The following is a 22,585-nucleotide window of genomic DNA, read 5'->3' on the forward strand; positions in this document are numbered from 1 at the left end:
CCGAGCGCTCCGTCGCAACCTCCGAGATGACGATCTGCTGCATGTCTTTCACCTCCTTCCTCTCTCCGATGCGGTGTCGGCGTGAAACGCCGGCGGGGGGCTCTGGAGGGTCTCGTCGTGGGCGATCAGCTCGCGATAGCGGGGGCTCGTGGCCAGCAGATGGTCGTGCGCGCCTTCGGCGATGACGCGTCCGCCGTCGAGGAGGACGACCCGCTCGGCCCGCCGGATCGTGGAGACGCGGTGGGCGATGACGAGGGTCGTGCGTCCGGCTCGAAGGCGCGCGACGGCGTCGGAGAGGTCGGATTCCCGCACGGCGTCGAGCTGCGCCGAGGCTTCATCCAGGATCAGGACGGCCGGATCCCGCAGCAGGACCTGCGCGATCGAGAGGCGCTGACGCTGCCCTCCCGACATCGTCGCGCCCCGGTCGCCGATCCTCTCGTCGAGGCCGCCCGCCCAGTTTTCGACGGTGTCGGCGAGACCGGCATCGCGCAGCGCCGTCCTCATCGTCTCGTCATCCGCGTCGGGAGCGGCCAGCAGCAGATTGCTGCGCACCGTGCCGCGGAACACGAACGGATGCTGCGAGACGAGGGCGACCTCTCGCCGCACGGCATCGCCCGCGACTCCGGCGATGTCGACGCCGTCGAGCAGGATGCGTCCGTCATCCGGCCGCCAGAGGGCCGTCAGCAGGCGCGCGATCGTCGTCTTGCCCGCACCGGACGCGCCCACGAGGGCGATGTGCTCACCGGCCTTGACACGCAGATCGAGTCCGTCGAGCACGGGTCCTCCGCCCTCATAGGCGAAGCGGACCCCGTCGAAGCGGACGTCGCCCCGTCCTCCGGAGCGCAGAGCGCTGAGAGCGTCGGGGGCATCGGCGGCGGGAACCTGGATGAGCTCCCGCACGCGCTCGGCCGCGGACGACATCTCCCCGAGGCGCTGGAACATGACGAACGCGCCTGCGGCGGGGGCGACGGCAGCCGGCACCAGCACGAGCGCCGCAGGGATCACGGTCGGCTCCACGGCCCCGCGTGCGGCGGCCGAGATCAGCGCGACGAGGAACCCCAGGCTGGTGAGCGCGATCACGACGTCGGCGAGGGCGGACTCCACGGCGGCGCGCAGGGCGAAGCGGCGCTTCGCCGTCTGCACATGCGCGGTCCGCTCCAGCACGTGCGCACGGTGATGCTCGGTGAGACCGAGCGTCGCGAGCTCCCTTCGCGCCTCGGCCCCTTCGAGGGCGATCGCCTGGAGATCCCCGAGGCCGCGACGGATCGCGGCGCCCTGGCGGAGCTGCGTCGAAGCGAACAGCCACGGGATGAGCAGCAGGAGCAGGATCCCGGCGGGGACGATGAGGCCGATCGGTCCCACGAGGAGGACGAGCACGACGGAAACGATCAGCGGGGACACGACGGCGTTGATCCCCGAGCCGAGGGTGTGCGCGTAGAACCACTCGAGGACCTCGACGTCGTTCATCGCCGTGCCGGCGACCTCGCCGGTGCGCCGGACGCCGGTTCTCGCGGGGACGATCCGCTGCACCGCGTCGTACACGCGCATCCGCAGGGCGTCGATGATCCGGTAGGCGAGCACGTGGCTCAGCCAGGACTCGATCCAGGTGAACACGGCCACGGTCGCGACGGCGGCGAACAGCCCGATCAGCGTCGCGGAGACCACGTCGTCGCCGGCGCCTGCGACGACGCCGGTCGCCACCGCCGTGCTGAGCCCGGCCGATGCGGCGGTGGCGAGCTGGAGCACGGTCATCGACAGCGTCGAGCGCAGGAACAGGGCGCGCTCGGCGCGCACCTCGGCCAGCAGTCCGACGACGGGACGGAGCAGCGTGCGTGCGGCGTTCATGCGTCCACCTGCTCGGCCTGGGCGGCGTGCAGGCGGGCGAGCACGCCGCCCGCTTCGACCAGCTGCTCGTAAGAGCCCTGCTCCGCAGCGCGTCCCTCGTCCACCGCGATGACGAGGTCGGCGTCCCTGATCGCCGTGAGGCGGTGCGCGATGACGACGATCGTGAGGGGACTCCCGTCCGCTTCGGCCGCGCGCAGTCCCTGCAGGAGATCCCGTTCCCGGCGCGCGTCGAGCGCGGCGGACGCCTCGTCCAGCACGAGGATGCGAGATCCGCGCAGCAGCGCCCGCGCGATGGCGACGCGCTGGCGCTGGCCGCCCGAGAGCAGCGTGCCGCCGTCTCCCACCTGCGCGTCGAGGCCGTCCTCCGCATCGACCAGCTCCGACGCCTGAGCGCTGCGGAGCGCACGGCGCAGCGCGTCGTCGTCGGCATCCGGTGCGACGAGAGTCAGGTTGTCACGGAGCGTGCCGGAGAACAGCACCGGATCCTGCGAGACGAGGCTGACAGATGCGGCATTCTGACCCTGCGCGATCCTGGCATGTCCGCTCTCCGGGGCGAGCAGCCCGAGGACCACATTGGCCACGGTCGACTTCCCCGCACCGGAAGGGCCGACGATCGCGGTGAACGAACCCAGCGGGATCTGCAGGGAACAGCCCTCCAGCGCGAGGCGGTCGGCGCCGGGATAGCGCACATGCACGTCGTCCAGCTCGATCGCGATGCCGGGAGCGGGGGAGCCGGACGCGGGAGCCCGGAGCCCTGTCCTCTGCGGCGTCGTCTCCGGTGCGGGAGCGGAGAGCTGATCGAGCAGCTGCGAGCCCGCCGTCACGCCGAGATAGCCCGCGTGCCAGTGGCCGGACAGCTCCCGGAACGGCCGGAAGACCTCGAAGCCCAGGAGCGCGACGGCGAACAGGGCTTCCGGGGCGAGCGCTCCGGAGGCGACGCGCATCACGCCGACGGTCAGCGCGGTGGCGGGGCCGGCGACGAGGAGGAAGCCGGTCAGGCCAGACTCGGCGAGCGAGAGCTGGAGCTGGCGGAGCGTCGCGCGCAGCAGAGAGCGGCTCGCGGACGCCAGCTCTGCGCGGCGCCGTTCCGATGCGCCGAGCAGCTTCAGGGTCTCCATGCCGCGCATCGAGTCCACGACATCGGCGTGCAGAGCCGCGTAGGCGCTCCAGTGCTCCTCGCCGCGTCCGCGCAGCACGCGGTCCCACAGGCGCGGCACGAGGGGGACCAGGACGGCGACCGCCCCGGCGACGGCCCCGACGACCGGATCCACGAGGACGAGGAGCGCCACGGCGACGAAGGCCGTGATCGCGGTGATGGCGACCTGCGGAAGGTATCGGGTGACGTACGGCTCGAGGTTCTCGACGCCCTCGATCAGCAGCGCGTGGCGGGTTCCCGTCCGCTCTCCGCCGTCCCCGAACGGCCCCTGGGCGCGTTCATGGTCGAGGATGCGGCCGCGGAGGTTCCGCTTCATCCGGCTCGCGGCGGCGTGCGCCACGAGTTCTCTGGCCGCCGTGAGGAGCGGTCGGAGGAGCAGGGCGGCGGCGAGGACGGCGAACGGTGCAGCGAGGGCCGCCGGAGCGGCGCCGGCGAGGATGCCGCCGAAGAGGGCGGACATCGCGAGCGCCTGTGAGATGGCCAGCCCGCTGAGGATCAGGCCGATCAGCACGGCGGAGGCCAGGCCGCCGCGGCCGCCGACCAGGCGGAGCAGTCGGAAATGGATCACGGGCGACCTCTGCTAACGTATTAGTGATAATCGTTCTCAATAATGGAGTGAACACCTTTGTACACGATGACGACCCGCTCATGCCAGTCGTGATGCGCGCCGCCGCCGCTCCCGCCTTGGCAGCACAGGCGACACGCCGTCGGCAGCGGGTCCTCCTTCTCGCACTCGGCATCCTGCTGGCCGGCGTGTCGGTGGCGGCCGTCGGCATCGGACCGATCGCGATCCCTCCCGAGACCGTGGTGAGGATCGTCGCCGGGGAGCTGGGAATCGGCGCCCCCTGGGGCGGGAACTCCTCCGAGCACGCCATCGTCTGGCTCATCCGCCTGCCGCGCGTCATCCTCGGAGTCTTCGTCGGCGCGGCGCTCGCGATGTCCGGCGTCGCGATCCAGGCGCTCGTGCGCAATCCGCTCGCCGATCCGTATCTGCTGGGCATCTCTTCCGGCGCCTCGACCGGCGCCGCCGCGAGCATCCTGTTCGGCTTCGGGAGCGGGCTGGGCGCGATCGCGCTCACCGGCAGCGCCTTCCTCGGCGCGATGCTCGCGATCGTCCTGGTGCTCTCGATCGCGCGTATCGGCGGCCGGCTGGTCACCTCCCGTCTCGTCTTCGCGGGGATCGCCGTCGGGTTCGCGCTCACCGCGCTCACGAACTTCCTCGTGTTCGCCAGCGAGTCGCGCGACGGCGCCCGTGCCGTGCTGTTCTGGATGCTCGGATCCCTGGCGCAGGCGCGCTGGTCGTCCGTTCCGATCCTCGTCGTCGCGATCCTCCTCGCGACCGTCGTGCACATCGTCTGGTCCCGGCGCTTCGACGCCCTCGCCATCGGCGACGACACGGCCCTCGCGCTCGGCACGGATCCGACCCGGTTCCGCGCCGTCGCGGCGGTCCTCGTGGCCCTGACGGTCGCCGTGGCCGTCGCCGTGTCGGGGCTGGTCGGATTCGTCGGCCTCGTCGTCCCCCACATCGCCCGCCGCCTCGTCGGGGGCACGCATCGCATCCTCTTCCCGACCGCCGCCCTTCTCGGGGCGCTGCTCCTCGTCGCGGCGGATGCACTGGCCAGGATCGCCTTCGCCCCGCGCGAGCTGCCCCTCGGCATCCTCACCGCCCTGATCGGCACGCCCCTGCTCATCGCGCTGGTGCGCCGCTCCCTCGCCCGCTGATTCGCACGAACCGAAGCAGCGTCCCACCCCGAAAGAGAAGGAAGATCCATGTCCCCTGCAACACCCCGCCTGCGCCCGGTCGGCGCCGCCGCCGCGCTGACCGGCCTGCTCCTGCTCACCGCCTGCGGCGCGGAGACCGCCGAGCCCGCGCCCGAGCCGGACGACGTCTCCGCCTACCCCGTGACCATCGAGAACTGCGGCGCCGAGCTCACCATCGACAGCGAACCGCAGGCGGTCCTCACGATCGGCACCTCCGCGATCTCGCTCCTCGACGCGGCGGGCGCATCCGACCGCATCACGGCCAGGGCGGGCGAGTTCGGCGCCGAGCTCCCGGAGGGACTCGTGCACGCGCCCTCGGACGCGGTCGTCGTCGATCCCTCCGATCCCGCGATCGAGGCGATCGTGGGGGCCGAGCCCGACGTCATCGTCGGCTACGGGCTCTTCAACGCCTCGGAGGACGACGTCGCCGCCGCCGGCATCCCGGACATCGTCATCGACGGCGAATGCAGCCACGACGCCGCGCTCACCGGGAAGACCGATTTCGAGGCGATCTTCTCGGACGTCGAGAGGCTCTCGCGCGTGTTCGGCACGGAGGAGACCGCCGACGAGCGGCTCGCCGGCCTGCGCGCCGAGCTCGAAGAGCTGACGGCGGCCGTCCCCGCGCAGGACGCGGGGGAGACGGCGGCCGTCGTCTACTACTTCTCCGAGAGCGCCACGCTGTCGGCGCGCGGCGGACAGGGCATCGCCGATGACGTGCTCGCGCGTGCGGGGTTCGAGAACGTCTACGGCGAGGAGCCCTCCGTCTACCTCGAGGCGAACATCGAGACGCTGCTCGATGCGGACCCGCACACGCTCGTGCTCGCCTACGGGCTCTACGGCGAGAGCTTCCAGGACGCCTACGACCACCTGCTGACGGAGCCGGGAGCGGCGGGACTGACCGCGGTTCAGGAGGACAGGGTGATCGGCGTCCTCGCCGCGGACCTCTCGCCCGACCCCGGCGCGCTGCGCGGGCTCCGCACCGTCCTCGAGGGGACAGGGGCGCTCGCGGGATGATCACCGCCGAGGGGGTGAGCGTCCGGTACGGCCGGACGCTCGCCGTGGACGCTGCGGATCTCGTCGCCCCGGACTCCGGCACCCTCGGACTGATCGGCCCGAACGGCTCCGGCAAGTCGACGATGCTGCGGGCGATCCTCGCCGCCATCCGCAGGGACGGCGGCAGGGTCGTCGTGGACGAGGATCCCATCGAATCCCTCACTCCTCGGAGACGCGCCGAGCGCATCGCGGTCGTCGCGCAGGAGGAGCCGAGCGGGCTGCCGCTGACGGCCTGGGACTCGGTCCTGCTGGGCAGATCGCCGCGACTGCCGGGATGGAGCCGCTATCGCGAGATCGACGAGCGCGCCGCCGCGGACGCGATGGCGCGCGCCGGAGTCGCCGCGCTGGCCGGAAGATCCGTCGACGAGCTCTCGGGCGGGGAGCGCCAGCGCGTGCTCATCGCCCGGGCGCTCGCCCAGGAGGCAGGCCATCTCCTCCTCGACGAGCCGACCAACCATCTCGACGTGCGCTATCAGCACGAGATCCTGGCGCTCGTGCACGGCCTGCCGCTCACGACGATCGTCGTGCTGCACGATCTCAATCTGGCGGCGCGGTACTGCGACGAGCTCGTCCTGCTCGCGCGGGGCGCTGTGGTGGCGAGGGGCGCGCCGGGCGAGGTGCTGGTCCCCGAGGTGCTGCAGCCCGTCTACGGCATCGACATGCGCCGGATCGACTTCGACGGCGTGCCCCAGCTGTTCTTCGCCCCGACGGATCGCGCCGATCGATGAGGGTTTCGCGATCCGCGATGCTCGCCTAGGCTCGACGGGTCGAGGGCGACCGCCCTCGTGAGGGGGAGAGATGGGCCTGTTCGGACGCAAGAAGACGACGATGGACGCCGCCCCGCCGGCTGGTCCGCATCACCGCACCGATCTCGTCGTCCCCCTGCTGGCAGGGACCGCGTGGATGGCGGCGAACACCGAGCGGTTCGCGCAGATCCCCGGCTTCCCCGAATCCGCCCATCCGCATGCCCGTCCCCTGGCCGAGGGCCTCTGGGCGACGTACGCCTCGGATGCCGAGGGGATCTGGGACCTCGTCCAGCGCGGGCAGGTCGACGAGCTCGGCGGCGAGGAGGCGCTGCACGCCCTTGCGCGGGAGAACCTCCGTCGTCGTGTCGGCGGCGGGATCCGCCTCGACGGAGGTGAAGGGCGCTACGGCCTCGAGGTCCCCTCCGAGTCGGACCTCACGGCCTCGCTCCTGCTCATCCCCGAGGTCTGGCGCAGCGCGGTCGCGATCGAGGGACAGCTGGCCGTCGCGGTTCCGACCCGTGTCGAGCTCTTCCTGTGCAGCGCAGCGGATGCCGAGACCGTCGCGTCCCTGCAGGAGATGACCCCTGCGCTGTTCGACGGCGCACGAGGCAAGCCGGTCTCGCCCGCGCTGTTCACGCTCGACGGCGGGACGCTGCAGCCCATCGGCTGACGGTCGCAGCGCTCTGCGGGCGGATCGCCGTGCGCAGGCCTGAATCGGGAATCTCGCAGACGGCGTCGGATGAGCGGGAGAGCCCTCCGGCGGCGCTAGCGTGGGGGTATGGAGCGCTTCACGTCCCCGACGCAGGGGGCCGGGCGCCGCACGGCGGCCGAACGGGATGCGGCGATCGGCGACATCGACTGGACCACGCCGCCCGCTGGCGCGCATCATGCCCGCTTCACCGCCCCGAGCGGGGAGCTCGCCGTCGTGTCCCTCGGCGATCCCCGGCATCCTCGCGTCGTCCTCGTGCCCGGTGCCACCGGCTCGAAGGAGGACTTCACGCTGATGCTCCCGCTGCTGGCGGCCGCCGGCTACTATGTGCAGTCCTACGACATGGCGGGTCAGTACGAGTCGGCGACAGCCGGTCCGGGGGAGGGGGAGCGCTACACCCACGAACTGTTCGCGGACGACATGGTCGCCTTCCTCGAGGCGGGGGAGCCCGCGCATCTGCTGGGATACTCGTTCGCCGGAACGGTGGCGCAGCTCGTGGCCCTTCGTCGTCCGGATCTCGTGCGTTCCCTGGCACTGCTGGCCACGCCGCCCGGCGCGGGGAACGTCTTCCGCGCGATGCGGGTGCTCGGCCCCGCGGCTCCGCTCGCCACACCGCGGGTGGGCGCATCCCTGATGCTCTGGGGGATCGTCACGAACAAGAACCGGGTGCCGCCGGGGAGGCTCGCCTTCGTCCGCTCCCGGTTCGCGCACACCGACCGGCGCAGCGTCGACGACATCGTCGGGCTCATGATGCGGACGCCGGATGTGCGCGGCGAGGTCCGCCGGCTGCCGATGCCGAAGTTCCTCGCCGCAGGAACCCGTGATCTGTGGCCACGACGCGCCCATGAGCGGTACGCGGAGGCGATCGGCGCGGAGGCCGTGTTCTACCCCACGGGGCACAGCCCCTGCGAGACGACGCCTCATCAGCTCTGCCTGGACCTGCTCGCCCTCTACGCGCGGGCGCGCTGATTCAGCGGGGTGCCTCCGCAGCGCTGGATCGTCCGCGGTCGTCGCGGGACGCCACCGCGCGGCGGGCGGCACGCCGGCGTCCCGGCGCATCGGCCGGCCAGTGCAGGCGCACGGTCGGCAGGACCCAGGACAGCCGCCGCCGCAGGGAGCGCCAGCTGTCGAACGGGCGCGCCGACACGTCGACGATGAGCTGCCGGTCGCGTCGCACCGTCATGCCGGGCCGGATGTGGAGGGACAGGTCGAAGTCGTCGTGGATGTCGGTGCGATCGCGGTGGACCTCGTCGCTGAGCATCCGCCACGCCGCGGTCCGCATCGCCATGTTCGAGCCGAACAGCGGGGGGTGTCCGAGCAGCGGCGTCAGCACGGCGTACATGCCGCCGATGTACAGGTGGCGCCCCGCCCAGCGCACGAACGCGGAGCCGCCGTAGAACCGCGGCTCACCGGTCAGGAAGTCCAGATCCGTCCCGCGGAAGGCGGCGTCGATGCGTTCCAGCCAGTCGGGGGCGGGACGGGAGTCGGCGTCCAGGCGGGCGATGACGTCGCCCGTCGCGGTGTCGTAGCCGGCGGCCGAGGCGCGCGGGATGCCGGGGATGGCCTCGAAGACGACGCGGGCGCCGGCCGCGGCTGCGATCGCCGCCGAACCGTCCGAGCTGGCGTTGTCGACGACGACGATCTCGTCCGGTGTCCGGCGCTGCACGGCCAGCGCCGCCAGACAGCGTTCGAGCATCGGCGCGTCGTCGCGCACCGGTATCACCACGGAGATGCGCATCAGCCGCGTCCCGCTCTCGACGGGAACCGTCCCGGCGCCCAGCACCGGACCCGGTCGCGGTAGGCGCGGAACTCCGCGCCGAAGCGCTGCTCGAGATCCTCCTCCTCGAGGGGACGGATGAGCGCGTTCCACACCAGGGAGCCGCACAGGGCGTAGACGATGACGAGCCATGAGCCCGTCAGCATCCCGACGGCCGCGCCCTGGGCGATGCCCGCGACGGCCATCGGATTGCGGACGAGACGATACGGACCCGTGACGACGAGCCGCGCCGCGGTCTCGGAGGGAAGCGGCGTGCCCTCGCCGCGCGTCGACATCGCCAGGGCGGACCAGACGCCCAGAGCGCTGGCCGCGAGGAGCATGATCGCGCCGAGCACGCGCACGAGGGGAGGAAAGGGGATGTCGAGCATCCAGCGCCGCTCCACGAAAGCGATGACGAGAGGGGCTGCGAAGAGAAAGGCTCCCCAGAAGACCAGCAGCTGCACGACGGTGCGACGCAGGTGATCGCCCGTGCTGCGCTCGGTCGCCGGATGGAACGCGAACGGCCCGACGAGCAGCCGCTCGCCCGGCAGACGGCCTCGGAGCACGAGGAGTCCCGCGCCGATGCCGCCGACCGCGGCGCCGGCCATGAGAAGCGCACCCCATCCCGCAGCCGTGGTCATCGTGGCGTACACGGCCATGCCCGCGGCGACGAGCGCCGTCCACGGCACGACGACCCACGCCGCCCAGCGGAGACCCGAGGCCGCCAGAGCGGAGGCGACGACGAACAGCGGGATGTCGGCGATGGCGATGACCACGGGGTCGAGCTCGCCGAGAGTCAGAATGCGCAGCGTCTCGTTCGAGAAGACGCCGATCCACCATGCGGCGCCGAGCACGGCCTGGGCTGCGAAGTAGACGCGCCCCGTCCTGGCATCGAGAGGCAGCGGCATGATCTCGAGTCTAGGACGGCGTCCTCCGAGCCCGAGACTGCGACACCACGCCGAGACAGCGTCGTATCGCTGCGGGTTCGGCGTGGTGTCGCAGACTCGAGGAGGGGTGGGGGCGCGCGACAGCGCTCTGGCGCGGCGGCGGGACGCTTCCTAGAGTGGAGCCATGGACAGAACGCTCGTGCTGGCGGCATCCGCGGCCCTTCCCGTCGGGCATCTCGTCGAGGTGACCGAGCAGCTGGGCCAGGACGGGACGCCCCGATCGGTGGTCGTGATCGTCGATCTCGAGACCGGTGTGCGCTATCAGCGCGCCGAGGAGCCCCGTGGGGAGCTGGCGGTGTGGCAGGGCAGGGTCCTGACGACGACGATCACCTCGACCGCCGACGGTCCGCGCACCACCGTGCGGGTCGATCCCGCACGGTCGGCCGCCGTCGAGGCGGATGCGGCGCTGCGCGGGGCGGATGCGGCGGCGGGAGCGGCGAAGGCGGAGGCCGACCGCTGGGGCGGAGGCGACCGTCCGCCCCACCAGGAGCCCGTCCGCATCTGGTGAGCCGCGCTCATCAGCCGCCGGTGAGAACTCATCGGAAGTCCCTGGAACGATGGGCGATGCCGGTGCGCAGATCCTCGAACGCGTCGGCGAGCACGTTCACGACGTCTTCCTCCGACCTCTCGAGGATCCCGCGCACGATCAGCGCAGGGGAATCCCTCGCGACGCGCTGATGCCTCTTCCACACCCCGGGTGAGCAGACCACGTTGACGAGGCCGTGCTCGTCCTCGAGATTGAGGAAGGTGATCCCCGACGCCGTCGCCGGACGCTGCCGGTGGGTGACGAGGCCCGCGACCTCGATGCGGCGTCCGCTCTCGTGCGAGGCCAGGTCGGCGGAGCGCAGCACGCCGCGCGCCTGCAGCTCGCTGCGGAAGTGGGCGAGAGGGTGATCGTCGGTGGCGATGCCGGTGGCCCACAGATCGGCGGAGAGCCGCTCGTATCCGCTCTGGTCGGGGAACAGCGGAGGCTGCACGGCGATGGTCGTATCCGGCAGGTAGCGTGCGCGGTCCTCGGCCGCGACGCCGGCCAGCCAGACCGCCTCCCTCCGCTTCATCCCCATGCTCTCGAAGGCCCCTGCCGTGGCGAGCGCCTCCAGCTGAGCCGCCGTGGCATCCGTCCGGCGCACGAGGTCGTTCAGATCCTGGAAGGGTCCGTTCGCCTCCCGTTCGGCGACGATGCGCCCGGCGAAGGGGACTCCGATGCCGCGGACGTCAGACAATCCCAGCCGCACGGCGAAGCCGCCGTCCCTGCGGTGAGCGGCGGAGACGTCCGGAGCGCTCCGGTCGAAGACGCGGATGCTCTCCTTCCCCCGGGAGACGAGACAGGCGTCCTGTCCCGTCGCCGCCCTGTCCTCCCCGAGCGGCTCGAGCGTCGCCTGCGCCGCCGAGGCGTGCAGGTCTGGACGATGCACCAGGACGCCGCGCCTGCGGGCATCGGAGGTGAGCGTGGACGCCGAGTAGAAGCCCATCGGCTGGGAGCGCAGGAGCCCGGCGAGGAAGGCCGCGGGATAGTGCAGCTTCAGCCAGGAGCTCGCGTAGACGAGCAGCGCGAAGGACAGCGAATGCGATTCCGCGAAGCCGAAGTTGGAGAACGCCTGGATCTGCGCGTAGATGCGATCGGAGGTGCTCTCGTCGAGTCCCTTGGCGGCCATCCCGGCGTAGAGCTTCTCGCGGATGCGCTCGATCTTCTCGAGCCCGCGCTTGGATCCCATCGCGCGGCGGAGCAGATCGGCCTCGTCGGCGGTGCAGTCGCCCAGCGTTGTCGCCATCTGGATGAGCTGCTCCTGGAACACCGGGATGCCGAGCGTCCGCTCCAGGATCGGTTCCAGGTCGGGGTGGGCGTAGGCGACCTTCTCCTTGCCGAGCTTGCGTCTCACGAAGGGGTGCACGGCGCCGCCCTGGATGGGACCGGGACGGATGAGGGCGATCTGGACGACGAGGTCGTAGAACTCCCGGGGCTGCAGACGGGGGAGCAGTCCCATCTGCGCACGGGACTCCACCTGGAAGACGCCGATCGAGTCGGCGCGGCACAGCATGTCGTACACCTCCGGCTCCTCCTTGGGGAGGGACTGCAGCGTCCAGCGCTCACCGGTGGAGCCGGCGATCAGGTCGAAGCAGTGCTGCAGCGCCGCCAGCATCCCCAGGCCCAGCAGGTCGAACTTCACCAGGCCCATCCAGGCGGCGTCGTCCTTGTCCCACTGGATGACCGTGCGGTTCGGCATCCTGGCGTGCTCCACCGGGACGACCTCGCCCACGGGACGTGCAGTGAGCACCATGCCGCCGGAGTGGATGCCGAGATGACGCGGCGCCTTCAGCAGGTCGCCGGCGTAGGCGAGCACCTGCTCGGGGATGTCGTGCCCTTGGGCGGGTAGCAGATCGGCGCCCCATCCGTCGACCTGCCGCGACCAGGCGTCCTGTTGGCCGGGGGCGTGCCCAAGGGCCCTCGCCATGTCGCGCACGGCGTTCTTCGGTCGGTACTGGATGACGTTCGCCACCTGCGCCGCACGTTCGCGACCGTATTCGTCGTACACCCACTGGATGATCTCCTCCCTGCGGTCCGAGTCGAAGTCCACGTCGATGTCCGGCTCCTCCTCACGGGTCGTGGCGAGGAAGCGCTCGAAGGGGAGCCGGTACAGGATCGGGTCGACCGCCGTGATGCCCAGCAGGTAGCAGACCGCGCTCGCCGCAGCGGAGCCGCGTCCCTGGCAGAGGATGCCGCGATCCCTCGCCTCGGCGACGATGCCGTGCACGATGAGGAAGTAGCCGGGGAAGTCCTTCTCCTCGATGACGTCCAGCTCCCGCTCGATGCGGGCCCTGCCTGCGGCATCCAGGTCCGGATACTTCTCGGGGACGGCGTCCTGCACCAGAGAGCGCAGATGCTGCATCGGGGTGCGCCCGTCCGCGAACTCCTGCCGGGGAAGCGCAGGGCGAGCCCTGCGCAGCGGGAAGGCGCAGTCCTTCGCGATGACCAGCCCCTGTTCGATCGCGCCGGGATACCTCCGGAAGCGCTCCGTCATCTCCGCGCCGCTGCGAAGATGCGCGGAACCGTGCGCGGGCAGCCAGCCGTCCAGCTCGTCCATGCTCCGTGTGGCGCGCACCGCGGCGACGGCCTCCGCCATGCCGGCGCGCTCCGGGCGTGCGTAGTGCACGTTGTTCGTCGCCACCACCGGCAGGCGATGCGCGCGGGCGAGGTAGGCCAGCGCGTCGTTGCGTCGGGAGTCCATCGGATCGCCGTGGTCGATGAGCTCGACGGCGACCTGATCCCTTCCGAACAGGTCGACCAGCCGCTGCAGGGGCGCGGCGGCGTCACCGACGTCGAGTCCCTGCCGTACGGCCCCTTTGCGGCAGCCGGTGAGGATCGTCCAGTGCCCGTCCGCGCTCGCAGCCAGGTCGTCGAGGTCGTAGCGCGGCCGGCCCTTCTCGCCGCCGCGCAGCTGGGCACGGGTGATCGCGCCGGACAGCCGGTGGTATCCCTCCATGCCGCGGGCGAGGACCAGCAGGTGCTCCCCCGGGGGATCGGGGCTGCCCGCGTGGGCCGTGGAGAGATCGAGCGACAGCTCGGCGCCGAACACCGTCTGCACCCTGGCCTTCATGACATCGGCCGCCTCGGCGAAGCGGGCCGCTCCGTAGAACCCGTCGTGGTCGGTGATCGCGAGGGCGCTGAGTCCGAGACGTTCCGCCTCCGCCAGCAGATCCTCCGGGGAGGAGGCGCCGTCCAGGAAGGAGAAGGTCGAATGCGCGTGCAGCTCGGCATAGGGGATCGCATCGGAGGGCCGGGTAATCGGCTCCGGAGGGGCGGGGCGCCGGGATCTGCTGACCGGACCCGGGTCCGGCCGTCGTCTCGGGTCGGGCTCTCGGGCGCTCAGGGTCTCCTCGAGCTCCCTCCAGTTCATGCCGGGGTGGTTGTTCCAGCCCATCAGCCGTACCTCCCCTCCAGCCACCAGCGCTCGTCCTCCCAGAGCACGAGCCAGGCCTGCTGGTCCTCGTCGAGGAGCTGGAAGCGCTGCGCGCGGCGCGCCTCATCCCTGTCCCAGCCGCGCTCGTGCAGCGGCCAGGGGCCCGCCCAGGACAGCACGGATCTCTCGGCGATGAAGGCGGGCGGAGCGGAGAGCATCCCTCGGGCATCGACGGTCGGAGAGGAGCGATCGGATGCCGCGACGGCCACCGGACGTGGCGGATCGAACACCTCTGAGGGCAGCGGATGGGGGAGACTCCCCGGCCACGGCAGCGCAGGATCGCGGTCGACGGGGGAGCGATCCCCCCAGGGCTGCAGCCATTGTCGCTCGGCCAGACGGCGCCCGCCGACGAGGGCAGGGGCCACGACGCCGCGATGCCCGAGCATGGCCTGCACGCGGGAGACCGCGTGATGGAGGCGCTGCTCCGGTCCCTGTCCGAAGAGGCCGGGCTGATGGTGACGGCTGTCGTCCGTGCGGGTGGGGATGATCCGTGCCAGGACGATGCCGCTGTCGAGGTCAGCGGTGGCCTCCAGCTGCCAGCGCACGCGGTCGACGAGGTCGGCCGCCTCGAAGGAGGTCGGATGCATCCACACGCGCTGCGAGACCGCTCCGTCGTCGTCGGTGAGCTCGATGCGCACCTCCGTGCACACCTGTGCCGCCTCGGCGAGACCCTCCCAGACGGCGTCGGCGGTCTGCCGCACGGCGAAGGCGATCTGATCGGCCTGGGTCAGCGGCGTCTCGAAGGAGACCTCGCGCGACAGCTCGGGCGGCGGAGATCCGGCCGGGAGAGGACGGGAGTCCGCTCCCGCGGCCAGCGCATGCAGCCGGGCGCCCCGTTCGCCGAAACGATCGTGGATCAGGCCCTCGTCGAGCCGGGCGAAGCCGTCGAGGGTGCGCACGCCCAGCTTGTCGAGCAGGGCGGTGAGCTCGTCGTCGCCGAGGATCCGGACGGGGAGAGGCGCGAGGAAGATGCGGGCTCCGCCCGCGGGGACGACGAAGGCGGGATCCCCCAGGCGGGCGGCCTGCTCCGCGGTGAACAGGCCGTCGGCCACCCCGGCCCTGGTGCCGGGATGACCGTGCTCGGCGAGCACCTCGATCAGACGGAGCGCGGCCTCCTCCTCTCCGCCGTAGTAGCGGGCCGGCCCTCTGGCGCGCAGCACCGCGAGCCCGGGGCGCAGCGGCTGGACGCCCGGCACCAGTTCCTCCAGCGCCCGCAGCACGGGGAGGAAGGCGCTCTCGTCGCGGAGGGCGTCGGCCGGTATCAGCCGCAGGGAGGGCGAGCGCATCTGCGCGAGCCGGCGGCGCTGGCCACGGCGCACGCCCTGCGCTCGCGCTTCGGCGGAGCAGGCGAGAACCGTGTTCGCCTGCACGACGGCGACCGGCCCGTACGGCGGTGGCGCGCCCAGAGCGGCGCGGACCGGCCAATCCGGCAGCCACAGGACGAGATGACGCTCTGGAGTCATCCGGCAACCGCCCAGGCGTCCTGCTGCGCCGCGGGATCGTGCGCAGTGAGAGGGAGGGGAGCGACGGGGCGAAGCGGTGCAGGCGCCGCATCCACCCGGCCGAGAGCACCGGGAAGACGCACCCGCACGCTGTGCGGGCTCTGCCGGCGGGAAGAGGCGCGCAGCGTCACCGTGCGGTCGGCCAGCAGTCCCCACCCCTCGCCGAGGCCGTGCCATTCGATGTCCTCGACGCGGATCGTCGCCTCGCTCTGCGGCCAGCGCGCGGTGACCAGGAGCGTGCAGGAGCGGTCGCGCAGGCGGGCGCCGAGCCGCTGGACGTCGGCATCCGAGACCCTGCTGCGCGGATGCACGCCGATGAGCGGCACGACCTCGGAGAGCGCGGAGGCCGCGGAAAGCCAGCGCTCACCGGGATCGGGGACCAGGATGAGGCGGGACAGGTCGACGCCGAGGGCGGCCATCGCCTCGACGCCGAGATGGGGCATGCCGATCACCGCGCACCAGGCCCCCTGTCGTGAGGGCGCCGCGAGCAGTGCTCCCAGCAGGCTGGGCGAGGGGGAGATCGAATAGGCGGAGCCGGCGCGCAGCCCGGGGCCGGGCAGCAGCCCCTCCAGTGCGGGATCGAGGGGGAGGAAGGGCGCGTCGCTGCGTCGACGCTGCATGCGGGAGATCTCGCTGCGCAATCGGTGCAGCTCCTGCGCGCGGGCGGGTTGTGCCATGCCCATGCCTCCATTATCGAAGATAGATACGAAGATATCACTTGATGATCAGAGCGTAATTCGGACATCGGACATCGGTCTGCAGTTATCCACAGCCCCGAGAACGCGCACGGCGGCGATCTCGTAGCCTTCCGCTCATGCCTTGGCCTTCCTTGCACGACCTCTTCGTGATCGCCGTGCATGCGGGGCTCATCGGAGCCGGCGCGTGCCTTCTCGTGATCGACGCGAGAACGCACCGGCTGCCCAACCGCATCGTCCTGCCCGCCGGCGCCGCGCTGCTCGTGCTGATCCTGCTCGACGCCCTCGCGACGGGAGAGTGGGGGAGTCTCGGACGCTCGCTTCTGGGCATGATCGTCCTCGGCGGCTTCTACGTCCTGCTGAGCCTGACAGGGGGAGGCGTGGGCGGCGGGGACGTGAAGCTCGCCGCCGTCATCGGCCTGGTGCTCGCCTGGCACGGCTGGCAGTCCCTCTTCATCGGAGCGGCGGCGGCCTTCCTCCTCGGAGCCGTCTACGCGCTCGTCCTGATGAGCCTGCGCCGCGCGAAACGCACGACGCGCATCGCCTTCGGACCGTGGATGATCATCGGCGCCGCCATCGGGATCGTCGTGGGGTGAGGGGGCTATGGTGATCTCATGGCACTCGCGCGACTCCACGGCGGCCCGCTGGACGGGCAGATCATCCCCCTCGAGGGCGATGTCGAAGACAAGCTGATCGTCCCCTACAGCGAGACCCAGGTGGTCTACAACAGGACGGGCGACCCCCAGAACACCGGTGCGAGCGACGGTCCCACCGAGGTGGACTACCGGTACGAGGAGTCCCTCGAGGACCTCACGACCTCGGATGACTGAGACCGCATCGACCGGCTCCGAGCCCTCCCGCAGCGTGGAGGTGGAGCGCAAGTACGATGTGGACGCAGGCACGCCGTTGCCCGTCTGGACGGGGATCGACGGCGTCGAGGAGACCGCCGGCGGCGAGCTGCGGGAGCTCGACGCCCGCTACCTCGACACGGCGGACGCCGCCCTCTCCCGTGCCGGTGTCGCGGTGCGCCGTCGGACGGGCGGTCCGGACGAGGGCTGGCATATCAAGGGACCCCGCTCCGGCGACGGCAGACTGGAGATCGGCTGGCCGCTCGGCGAGGGCGAGGAGATCCCGGATGCCGTCAGGGCGACTCTCTCCCGCTGGACCACCGCGGCGCTGACCCCGCTGGCCCGCATCGAGAACAGCCGCATCGCCTATCTCCTCACCGGGCCGCGGGGCGTCGTCGCGGAGTTCGTCGACGATCGCGTGGCCGCCACGGATCTCCGCCGCGGTGTGCGGCGCGAATGGCGTGAGTGGGAGCTGGAACTGGGGCCCGCCGCTCCCGCCGATGCGGCGGGCCGCGAAGCTCTCTTCGCCGCAGCGGAGGAGGCGATCCGCGCCGTGGGCGGGCGTCCGGCGGCATCCGACTCGAAGCTCGCCCGCGCGCTCGGGCTCTGAGCCTTTCCGAGATCAGGAGAGTGCGCCAAGGTCAGGAGGAAGCGCCGCAGATCCTTCTGACCTCGGTGCCTCTTCCTGACCTGGGTGCCGGCTGTGTCGCCGATCAGAAGTTGATCATGTGGCCGGCGAGGCCGTGGAAGCCCTCCTGCAGCGCCTCCGACAGCGTCGGGTGCGTGTGCACGTTGCGGGCCAGCTCCAGGGCGGTGAGGTCCCACTTCTGGGCCAGCGTCAGCTCGGGCAGCAGCTCGGAGACGTCGGGGCCGATCATGTGCGCGCCGATGAGCTCGAGGTGCTCGGCGTCGGCGATGAGCTTGACGAAGCCCACCGGCTCGCCCAGGCCGTGCGCCTTGCCGTTGGCCATGAACGGGAAGGTGGCGACCTTGATCTCGCGGCCGGTCTCCTTCGCCTGCGCCTCGGTGAGGCCGAAGGAGGCGACCTGCGGCGAGCAGAACGTCGCACGCGGCATCATCCGGTAGTCGCCCAGCGTCTGGGTCTCGGCTCCGCCGATGGTCTCCGCCGCCACGACGCCCTGCGCCTCGGCGACGTGCGCCAGCTGCAGCTTCGCGGTGACGTCGCCGATCGCGTAGATGCCCTCGACATTGGTGCGCATGTGGTCGTCGATGTCGATCGCGCCGCGCTCGGTGAGCTGCACGCCGGTGTTCTCCAGGCCGAAGCCGGAGACGTTCGGGGCGAAGCCGACGGACATGAGGACCTTGCCCGCCTCGATGGAGGCCCGTGCGCCGTCCTTGCCCGTATAGGCGACGGTGACGGACGAGCCGTTGTCCACGATGGTCTCGACCTTGGTCGAGGTGAGGATGTCGACGCCCAGGTTCTTGTACTGCTTGGCGATCTCCTTCGACACGTCGGCGTCCTCGTTGGGGAGCGCGCGGTCGAGGAACTCGATGATCGTGACCTTCACGCCGTAGTTCGTGAGGACATAGGCGAACTCCATGCCGATGGCGCCGGCGCCGACGATGACGATCGACTCGGGGAGCTCGCGGGAGAGGATCTGCTCCTCGTAGGTGACCACGTTCTCGCTCAGCGTGACGCCGGGCAGCAGCCGGACGGTCGAGCCGGTGGCGATGATGACGCTGTCGAAGGTGACCTCTTCGGTCGTGCCGTCGGCCTTCGCGACCGAGATGGCCTTCGGGCCCGTGAAGGCGCCGCGGCCGTTGTACTCGGTGACCTTGTTCTTCTTCATCAGGAAGTGGATGCCCTTGACGCGGCCGTCCGCGACCTCGCGCGAGCGGTCCCATGCCTTGCCGAAGTCCATCGTGACCTCGCCGGAGATCCCGAAGAAGTCGGCCTTGTGCTTCAGGGTGTGCGCGAGCTCCGCATTCTTCAGGAGCGCCTTGGAGGGGATGCAGCCGACGTTGAGGCATACACCGCCCCAGTACTTCTCTTCGATGATCGCGGTGGACAGGCCGAGCTGTGCACTGCGGACGGCGGCGACGTAGCCGCCGGGGCCCGCACCGAGGATGACGACATCGTAATGTGGCATGGCTCCAGCCTATCCCTCCGCAGGGGTGTCGGAACCGGCGTCCCGGCCCTTCCGCCCGGCGCGTGCGGTGTACACGATGACGAGGAAGACCGCGATGAGCAGGACGACCGCTCCCGCGATCAGCCACGGCACGGAGAGGGAGAAGCCCGCGGTCATGTTCGGGTCGTCTGCGGTCGGCACGGCGCTCGCGTCCGCCTCCGGCGTCGGAGCCGTCTCCTCCGACTCGGCCGGCGACGGCGACGGCGACGCCGTCGATCCGGTGGCCACGGTGAACGCGAAGTCGCCCTCGGTCGGGTGCCCGTCGCTGGAGACGACCTGCCACAGCACCGTGTAGACGCCGGCGGGCGCGCCGTCCGTGCGCAGCTTCTGAGTGACGATGGCTCCGTTGATCTCGGGAGGGCCGTCCGTGAGCGATGCGCCCTCGGCATCCGTCACGACCACGGCCGTGCCGCCCGGCGCGTCGATGAGCGCGGCGCTGAACGTCAGCGTCAGCTCCTCGGGGAGCGTCTCGATCGCGGAATCGGCCGCCGGATCGCTGGAGACCAGCGAGTCGTGGGCGGATGCCCGAGCGGCGGGGATCAGGACGAGAGCGGCCGTCAGCAGCGCTGCGGCGAGGACGAGAGGAGCGGATGGGCGTCTGAGAGCGGTGGCGGACACCCCTCAAGCCTACGGAACGCGCCTGCGGATCGCGCCGGATGCCGAATCGCCCTCCCGGCGGACGCGCTCGATCGGTTAGGCTTGGACGTCTTAGGAGGGCACCGTGACAGACAACGACAGCCGACGCATCGGGAACGCCGCGATCCACAGGGACGGCGAGCAGAAGCACGATGTGACGCAGACGTTCGGGCATGATTCCGATCTGTCGTTCGTCCCGTTCGGCGTGGAGCTCTCCGAGGCGGAGCAGGCCGCCATCGCGGCCCTCCCCTCCGGATCCGCGCTCCTGCTGGTCCGCTCCGGCGCTCTCGCCGGAGCACGCTACCTCCTCGACACGGACGTGACGACGGTCGGCCGTCATCCGGAGGCGGACATCTTCTTCGACGATGTGACGGTCTCGCGTCGTCACGCCGAGATCACCCGTGCGGGCGCCGCCTTCGAGATCATCGATCAGCGCTCCCTCAACGGCACGTACGTCAACGGCGAACGCGTCGATCGCAGCCCGCTCGCCAACGGCTACGAGCTGCGCGTCGGCAAGTTCCGGCTGAACTTCTTCGCTTCGCCCGCGGACGTCGTGGCGGCGGACGACTGATGGCGGCTGCTCCCTCCGCCCGGGAACGCTCTGCGTCACCGGGCCTGTTGAGCATCGGCCAGGTGCTGGCGCGCCTGACCCCCGAGTTCCCCGACATCACGGCGAGCAAGCTCCGCTTCCTCGAGGACAAGGGGATCGTGACGCCGTCGCGCACCGAGTCCGGCTACCGCAAGTTCTCGACGGCGGATGTCGAGCGTCTGCGCCTCGCGCTGACGCTGCAGCGCGACCACTACCTGCCGCTGAACGTCATCAGGGAGCAGCTCGAGGAGGCGCAGGCGAACGGCGATCCGGATGCGGCGCTGACGCCGCCGCCGTCGATCACCCCGACGGCACGCCGCTATCGCAGGGAAGAGCTGCTGGCGGCGGCCGCGGCGGGTCCGCAGCTGCTCAACGACGCCATCAGCACGGGCATCATCACGGCGGCGGAGTCCTACCCGGACTCGACCGTGAGCCTGCTGCGCAGCCTCGTCGCCCTGGACAGGCACGGCATCGAGCCGCGTCATCTCCGGACGATCAGGCAGAGCGCGGAGCGGGAGGTCGCGCTGGTCGAGTCCGCGCTCGCAGCCCTGCTGCGCCGGACGGACGCCGCGTCGAGGGGCAGGGCGGGCGAGCTGGCTCCGGAGCTGGCGTCGCGCATCGACGAGGTGCGCACGCTGTTCGTGAGGGAAGCGCTCGCGCGCACCCTTTCGTAACGAACTGATTGCGACACACCTTCCGCGCGATGCGGATGTCATTGCCGGGGCAGGAGCACTGCTCTAGCGTGGAGCATAAGCGCTCCAGGGAGGACAGAGTATGAATGCGGACGAGCTGAACGGCGACCCGCGGTTCGTGACGGAGCTCCTCTTCACGGACGGCCTGCCCGCCATGGACGACGAGGTCGGCTACCGCGGCGCGGTCGCCGCGCGTGCGGCGGGCATCACCTACCGTCAGCTGGACTACTGGGCACGCACGGAGCTCGTCGAGCCCACGGTGCGCGGCGCCTCCGGCTCCGGCTCCCAGCGTCTCTACGGCTTCCGCGACATCCTCGTCCTCAAGCTCGTGAAGAGCCTTCTCGACACCGGGATCTCCCTTCAGCAGATCCGCACGGCCGTCGAAGAGCTCCGCAGGGCCGGCATCCGCGATCTCGCAGGGACGACGCTGATGAGCGACGGCGCCTCGGTCTACCTGTGCACCTCGAACGACGAGGTCATCGACCTCGTCAGCCGTGGCCAGGGCGTCTTCGGCATCGCCGTCGGCAAGGTCCTGCGCGAGGTGGAGTCCACGCTCGTGGAGTTCGATCCGACGGCTCCGGATCCGGTCGACGAGCTCGCGGCCCGACGCACCAAGCGCTCGGCCTGACCTCGATCGGGAAGCCGCTGGATCAGGGCTTCTCCGGGACGGGGACGCGGCCGGTGCGGACGATGCGGTCCAGCAGCAGGTCGAAGTCGGCGGCGAGCTCCTGCGCCGAGTCGCCGGGCCAGATGTGCAGCGGCTTGGCCGCACCCTGGGCCTGCTGGAGCGAGGTCCGCTCGGGCAGCTGAGGGGAGAGCACCAGCGGGCCGAACATGTCGCGCAGCTCCTTGATGCGGAACTGGTGCTCGATCGACTGCGGGCGCACGCGGTTCACGACGATGCCGAGCGGCTGGAGGCGGGGGGAGAGACCTCGGCGGATCTCCTCGATCGCGCGGAGCGCTCGGTCGGCCGCCGCCACGGAGAACAGCCCGGGCTCGGTGACGACCATGACGCGGTCGCTGGCCGCCCATGCCGTGCGGGTGAGGGCGTTCAGGGACGGCGCGCAGTCGATGAGGACGAGGTCGTAGTCGGCCTCCACCGCGGCCAGCGCCTCTTCCAGCTTCCACACGTCGCGCACACTCGGATGAGGACCGTCGAAGTTGATCGCCGATGGGCTTCCGATGAGGACGTCGATGGTCCCTGGATGCACCTTCGCCCATCCGCTGGAGGTGATCGCCTGGCGGACGACCTTCTCCTTCGGATTGGCGAGGACGTCGGCGATGTTGAGGCGTCCCGCGACCTGGATGTCCATTCCGGTGGAGACGTCGGACTGCGGATCGAGGTCGACGACGAGCGTCCGCACACCCCTGGCGAAGGCCGCTGAGGCCAGGCCGAGGGTCACGGTCGTCTTGCCGACGCCTCCTTTGAGGGAGCTGACGCTGAGTACGTGCACGGACTCCACGTTACAGTGCCCAAGCCTGAGTCTTCCCTTCAATCGCCTGCTGCGCGGGTGCCTGCGGGTGTCTCGCGGCGTTGTCGT

The 22,585-nt window shown here is 71.1% G+C and carries 22 protein-coding genes; 12 read left to right on the top strand and 10 right to left on the bottom strand.

The genetic code is table 11. The features are described from left to right. Positions 1-48: 48 nt before the first annotated feature. Together ACYVGQ_RS07665 and ACYVGQ_RS07670 are read right to left on the bottom strand one after the other, a co-directional pair. On the bottom strand, positions 49-1,845 hold the full coding sequence (locus tag ACYVGQ_RS07665; protein ID WP_460784018.1) for an ABC transporter ATP-binding protein: 1,797 nt from the start codon (positions 1,843-1,845) through the stop codon (positions 49-51). Further along, entirely contained in the window at positions 1,842-3,569 is a 1,728-nt protein-coding gene (locus ACYVGQ_RS07670) for an ABC transporter ATP-binding protein/permease (RefSeq protein WP_460784019.1), read from the bottom strand. Before ACYVGQ_RS07670 ends, ACYVGQ_RS07665 begins: the two co-directional genes overlap by 4 nt. Before the next feature lie 80 nt (positions 3,570-3,649). Here ACYVGQ_RS07670 and ACYVGQ_RS07675 point away from each other — a divergent pair, with 80 nt between their 5' ends. The 5 genes from ACYVGQ_RS07675 (at position 3,650) to ACYVGQ_RS07695 (ending at position 8,239) form a co-directional block, all read left to right on the top strand. Further along, positions 3,650-4,723: a FecCD family ABC transporter permease gene (locus tag ACYVGQ_RS07675; protein ID WP_460784020.1), complete on the top strand. Its 1,074-nt coding sequence runs from the start codon at positions 3,650-3,652 to the stop codon at positions 4,721-4,723. Between the two features lie 48 nt (positions 4,724-4,771). Next, positions 4,772-5,776, top strand: coding sequence for an ABC transporter substrate-binding protein (locus ACYVGQ_RS07680; RefSeq protein WP_460784021.1), 1,005 nt, complete (start codon positions 4,772-4,774; stop codon positions 5,774-5,776). Beyond that, entirely contained in the window at positions 5,773-6,543 is a 771-nt protein-coding gene (locus tag ACYVGQ_RS07685) for an ABC transporter ATP-binding protein (protein ID WP_460784022.1), read from the top strand. Before ACYVGQ_RS07680 ends, ACYVGQ_RS07685 begins: the two co-directional genes overlap by 4 nt. 70 nt (positions 6,544-6,613) lie before the next feature. Further along, positions 6,614-7,231 (top strand): DUF1444 domain-containing protein, encoded by a 618-nt coding sequence (locus ACYVGQ_RS07690; RefSeq protein ID WP_460784023.1) that lies wholly within the window; start codon positions 6,614-6,616, stop codon positions 7,229-7,231. Positions 7,232-7,339: 108 nt separating this feature from the next. Continuing rightward, positions 7,340-8,239, top strand: coding sequence for an alpha/beta fold hydrolase (locus ACYVGQ_RS07695; RefSeq protein ID WP_460784024.1), 900 nt, complete (start codon positions 7,340-7,342; stop codon positions 8,237-8,239). 1 nt (position 8,240) lies between these two features. On the opposite strand, the gene ACYVGQ_RS07700 is transcribed toward ACYVGQ_RS07695, so the two are convergent. Continuing rightward, positions 8,241-9,008, bottom strand: coding sequence for a glycosyltransferase family 2 protein (locus ACYVGQ_RS07700; protein ID WP_460784025.1), 768 nt, complete (start codon positions 9,006-9,008; stop codon positions 8,241-8,243). Further along, complete coding sequence (locus ACYVGQ_RS07705; RefSeq protein WP_460784026.1) at positions 9,008-9,934, bottom strand: methyltransferase family protein; 927 nt, start codon at positions 9,932-9,934, stop codon at positions 9,008-9,010. Before ACYVGQ_RS07705 ends, ACYVGQ_RS07700 begins: the two co-directional genes overlap by 1 nt. Positions 9,935-10,097: 163 nt before the next feature. Here ACYVGQ_RS07705 and ACYVGQ_RS07710 point away from each other — a divergent pair, with 163 nt between their 5' ends. Further along, positions 10,098-10,481 (top strand): hypothetical protein, encoded by a 384-nt coding sequence (locus ACYVGQ_RS07710; RefSeq protein ID WP_460784027.1) that lies wholly within the window; start codon positions 10,098-10,100, stop codon positions 10,479-10,481. Positions 10,482-10,509: 28 nt separating this feature from the next. Here the strand turns inward: ACYVGQ_RS07710 and ACYVGQ_RS07715 are convergent, their stop codons facing one another. Genes ACYVGQ_RS07715 through ACYVGQ_RS07725 form a run of 3 tightly spaced genes read right to left on the bottom strand, consistent with a single transcriptional unit; the run spans position 10,510 to position 16,117 of the window. Then, complete coding sequence (locus ACYVGQ_RS07715) at positions 10,510-13,893, bottom strand: error-prone DNA polymerase (protein ID WP_460784825.1); 3,384 nt, start codon at positions 13,891-13,893, stop codon at positions 10,510-10,512. Next, positions 13,893-15,395: a DNA polymerase Y family protein gene (locus ACYVGQ_RS07720; protein ID WP_460784028.1), complete on the bottom strand. Its 1,503-nt coding sequence runs from the start codon at positions 15,393-15,395 to the stop codon at positions 13,893-13,895. The genes ACYVGQ_RS07715 and ACYVGQ_RS07720 overlap by 1 nt, the downstream gene beginning before the upstream one ends. Next, entirely contained in the window at positions 15,392-16,117 is a 726-nt protein-coding gene (locus ACYVGQ_RS07725; RefSeq protein ID WP_460784030.1) for a hypothetical protein, read from the bottom strand. Before ACYVGQ_RS07725 ends, ACYVGQ_RS07720 begins: the two co-directional genes overlap by 4 nt. 131 nt (positions 16,118-16,248) lie before the next feature. Between ACYVGQ_RS07725 and ACYVGQ_RS07730 the strand changes: the two genes are divergently transcribed. Genes ACYVGQ_RS07730 through ACYVGQ_RS07740 form a run of 3 tightly spaced genes read left to right on the top strand, consistent with a single transcriptional unit; the run spans position 16,249 to position 17,587 of the window. Continuing rightward, positions 16,249-16,725 carry a prepilin peptidase gene (locus ACYVGQ_RS07730; RefSeq protein ID WP_460784031.1) on the top strand — a complete coding sequence of 159 codons (477 nt, stop codon included), beginning with the start codon at positions 16,249-16,251 and terminating at the stop codon, positions 16,723-16,725. A gap of 18 nt (positions 16,726-16,743) precedes the next feature. Beyond that, complete coding sequence (locus ACYVGQ_RS07735; RefSeq protein ID WP_460784032.1) at positions 16,744-16,959, top strand: response regulator; 216 nt, start codon at positions 16,744-16,746, stop codon at positions 16,957-16,959. After that, entirely contained in the window at positions 16,952-17,587 is a 636-nt protein-coding gene (locus tag ACYVGQ_RS07740) for a CYTH domain-containing protein (protein WP_460784033.1), read from the top strand. Before ACYVGQ_RS07735 ends, ACYVGQ_RS07740 begins: the two co-directional genes overlap by 8 nt. A gap of 103 nt (positions 17,588-17,690) precedes the next feature. Here ACYVGQ_RS07740 and lpdA read toward each other — a convergent pair whose 3' ends face one another. Both lpdA and ACYVGQ_RS07750 read right to left on the bottom strand, forming a co-directional pair. After that, complete coding sequence (lpdA, locus tag ACYVGQ_RS07745; protein WP_460784034.1) at positions 17,691-19,088, bottom strand: dihydrolipoyl dehydrogenase; 1,398 nt, start codon at positions 19,086-19,088, stop codon at positions 17,691-17,693. Between the two features lie 9 nt (positions 19,089-19,097). After that, entirely contained in the window at positions 19,098-19,745 is a 648-nt protein-coding gene (locus ACYVGQ_RS07750) for a copper resistance CopC family protein (RefSeq protein WP_460784035.1), read from the bottom strand. 103 nt (positions 19,746-19,848) lie between these two features. Here ACYVGQ_RS07750 and ACYVGQ_RS07755 point away from each other — a divergent pair, with 103 nt between their 5' ends. From ACYVGQ_RS07755 to ACYVGQ_RS07765, 3 genes are all read left to right on the top strand, one after another. Beyond that, complete coding sequence (locus ACYVGQ_RS07755; RefSeq protein WP_460784036.1) at positions 19,849-20,334, top strand: FHA domain-containing protein; 486 nt, start codon at positions 19,849-19,851, stop codon at positions 20,332-20,334. Continuing rightward, positions 20,334-21,026 carry a transcriptional regulator FtsR gene (ftsR, locus tag ACYVGQ_RS07760; protein WP_460784037.1) on the top strand — a complete coding sequence of 231 codons (693 nt, stop codon included), beginning with the start codon at positions 20,334-20,336 and terminating at the stop codon, positions 21,024-21,026. The genes ACYVGQ_RS07755 and ftsR overlap by 1 nt, the downstream gene beginning before the upstream one ends. 100 nt (positions 21,027-21,126) lie before the next feature. After that, entirely contained in the window at positions 21,127-21,672 is a 546-nt protein-coding gene (locus tag ACYVGQ_RS07765; protein WP_460784038.1) for a MerR family transcriptional regulator, read from the top strand. A gap of 22 nt (positions 21,673-21,694) precedes the next feature. On the opposite strand, the gene ACYVGQ_RS07770 is transcribed toward ACYVGQ_RS07765, so the two are convergent. Then, positions 21,695-22,498, bottom strand: a complete 804-nt coding sequence (locus tag ACYVGQ_RS07770; RefSeq protein ID WP_460784039.1) for a ParA family protein — start codon at positions 22,496-22,498, stop codon at positions 21,695-21,697. Between the last annotated feature and the right edge of the window lie 87 nt (positions 22,499-22,585).

Source organism: Microbacterium tumbae, from assembly GCF_054780175.1.

Excerpts from the sequence above, each read along its gene's own strand:
- ACYVGQ_RS07685 (WP_460784022.1), top strand. The coding sequence starts at position 5,773 with ATGATCACCGCCGAGGGGGTGAGCGTCCGGTACGGCCGGACGCTCGCC.
- ACYVGQ_RS07720 (WP_460784028.1), bottom strand. The coding sequence starts at position 15,395 with ATGACTCCAGAGCGTCATCTCGTCCTGTGGCTGCCGGATTGGCCGGTC.
- ACYVGQ_RS07725 (WP_460784030.1), bottom strand. The coding sequence starts at position 16,117 with ATGGGCATGGCACAACCCGCCCGCGCGCAGGAGCTGCACCGATTGCGC.
- ACYVGQ_RS07700 (WP_460784025.1), bottom strand. The coding sequence starts at position 9,008 with ATGCGCATCTCCGTGGTGATACCGGTGCGCGACGACGCGCCGATGCTC.
- ACYVGQ_RS07690 (WP_460784023.1), top strand. The coding sequence starts at position 6,614 with ATGGGCCTGTTCGGACGCAAGAAGACGACGATGGACGCCGCCCCGCCG.
- ACYVGQ_RS07710 (WP_460784027.1), top strand. The coding sequence starts at position 10,098 with ATGGACAGAACGCTCGTGCTGGCGGCATCCGCGGCCCTTCCCGTCGGG.
- lpdA (WP_460784034.1), bottom strand. The coding sequence starts at position 19,088 with ATGCCACATTACGATGTCGTCATCCTCGGTGCGGGCCCCGGCGGCTAC.
- ACYVGQ_RS07715 (WP_460784825.1), bottom strand. The coding sequence starts at position 13,893 with ATGGGCTGGAACAACCACCCCGGCATGAACTGGAGGGAGCTCGAGGAG.
- ACYVGQ_RS07740 (WP_460784033.1), top strand. The coding sequence starts at position 16,952 with ATGACTGAGACCGCATCGACCGGCTCCGAGCCCTCCCGCAGCGTGGAG.
- ACYVGQ_RS07735 (WP_460784032.1), top strand. The coding sequence starts at position 16,744 with ATGGCACTCGCGCGACTCCACGGCGGCCCGCTGGACGGGCAGATCATC.
- ACYVGQ_RS07675 (WP_460784020.1), top strand. The coding sequence starts at position 3,650 with ATGCCAGTCGTGATGCGCGCCGCCGCCGCTCCCGCCTTGGCAGCACAG.
- ACYVGQ_RS07765 (WP_460784038.1), top strand. The coding sequence starts at position 21,127 with ATGAATGCGGACGAGCTGAACGGCGACCCGCGGTTCGTGACGGAGCTC.
- ACYVGQ_RS07695 (WP_460784024.1), top strand. The coding sequence starts at position 7,340 with ATGGAGCGCTTCACGTCCCCGACGCAGGGGGCCGGGCGCCGCACGGCG.
- ACYVGQ_RS07730 (WP_460784031.1), top strand. The coding sequence starts at position 16,249 with ATGCCTTGGCCTTCCTTGCACGACCTCTTCGTGATCGCCGTGCATGCG.
- ACYVGQ_RS07705 (WP_460784026.1), bottom strand. The coding sequence starts at position 9,934 with ATGCCGCTGCCTCTCGATGCCAGGACGGGGCGCGTCTACTTCGCAGCC.
- ftsR (WP_460784037.1), top strand. The coding sequence starts at position 20,334 with ATGGCGGCTGCTCCCTCCGCCCGGGAACGCTCTGCGTCACCGGGCCTG.
- ACYVGQ_RS07680 (WP_460784021.1), top strand. The coding sequence starts at position 4,772 with ATGTCCCCTGCAACACCCCGCCTGCGCCCGGTCGGCGCCGCCGCCGCG.
- ACYVGQ_RS07665 (WP_460784018.1), bottom strand. The coding sequence starts at position 1,845 with ATGAACGCCGCACGCACGCTGCTCCGTCCCGTCGTCGGACTGCTGGCC.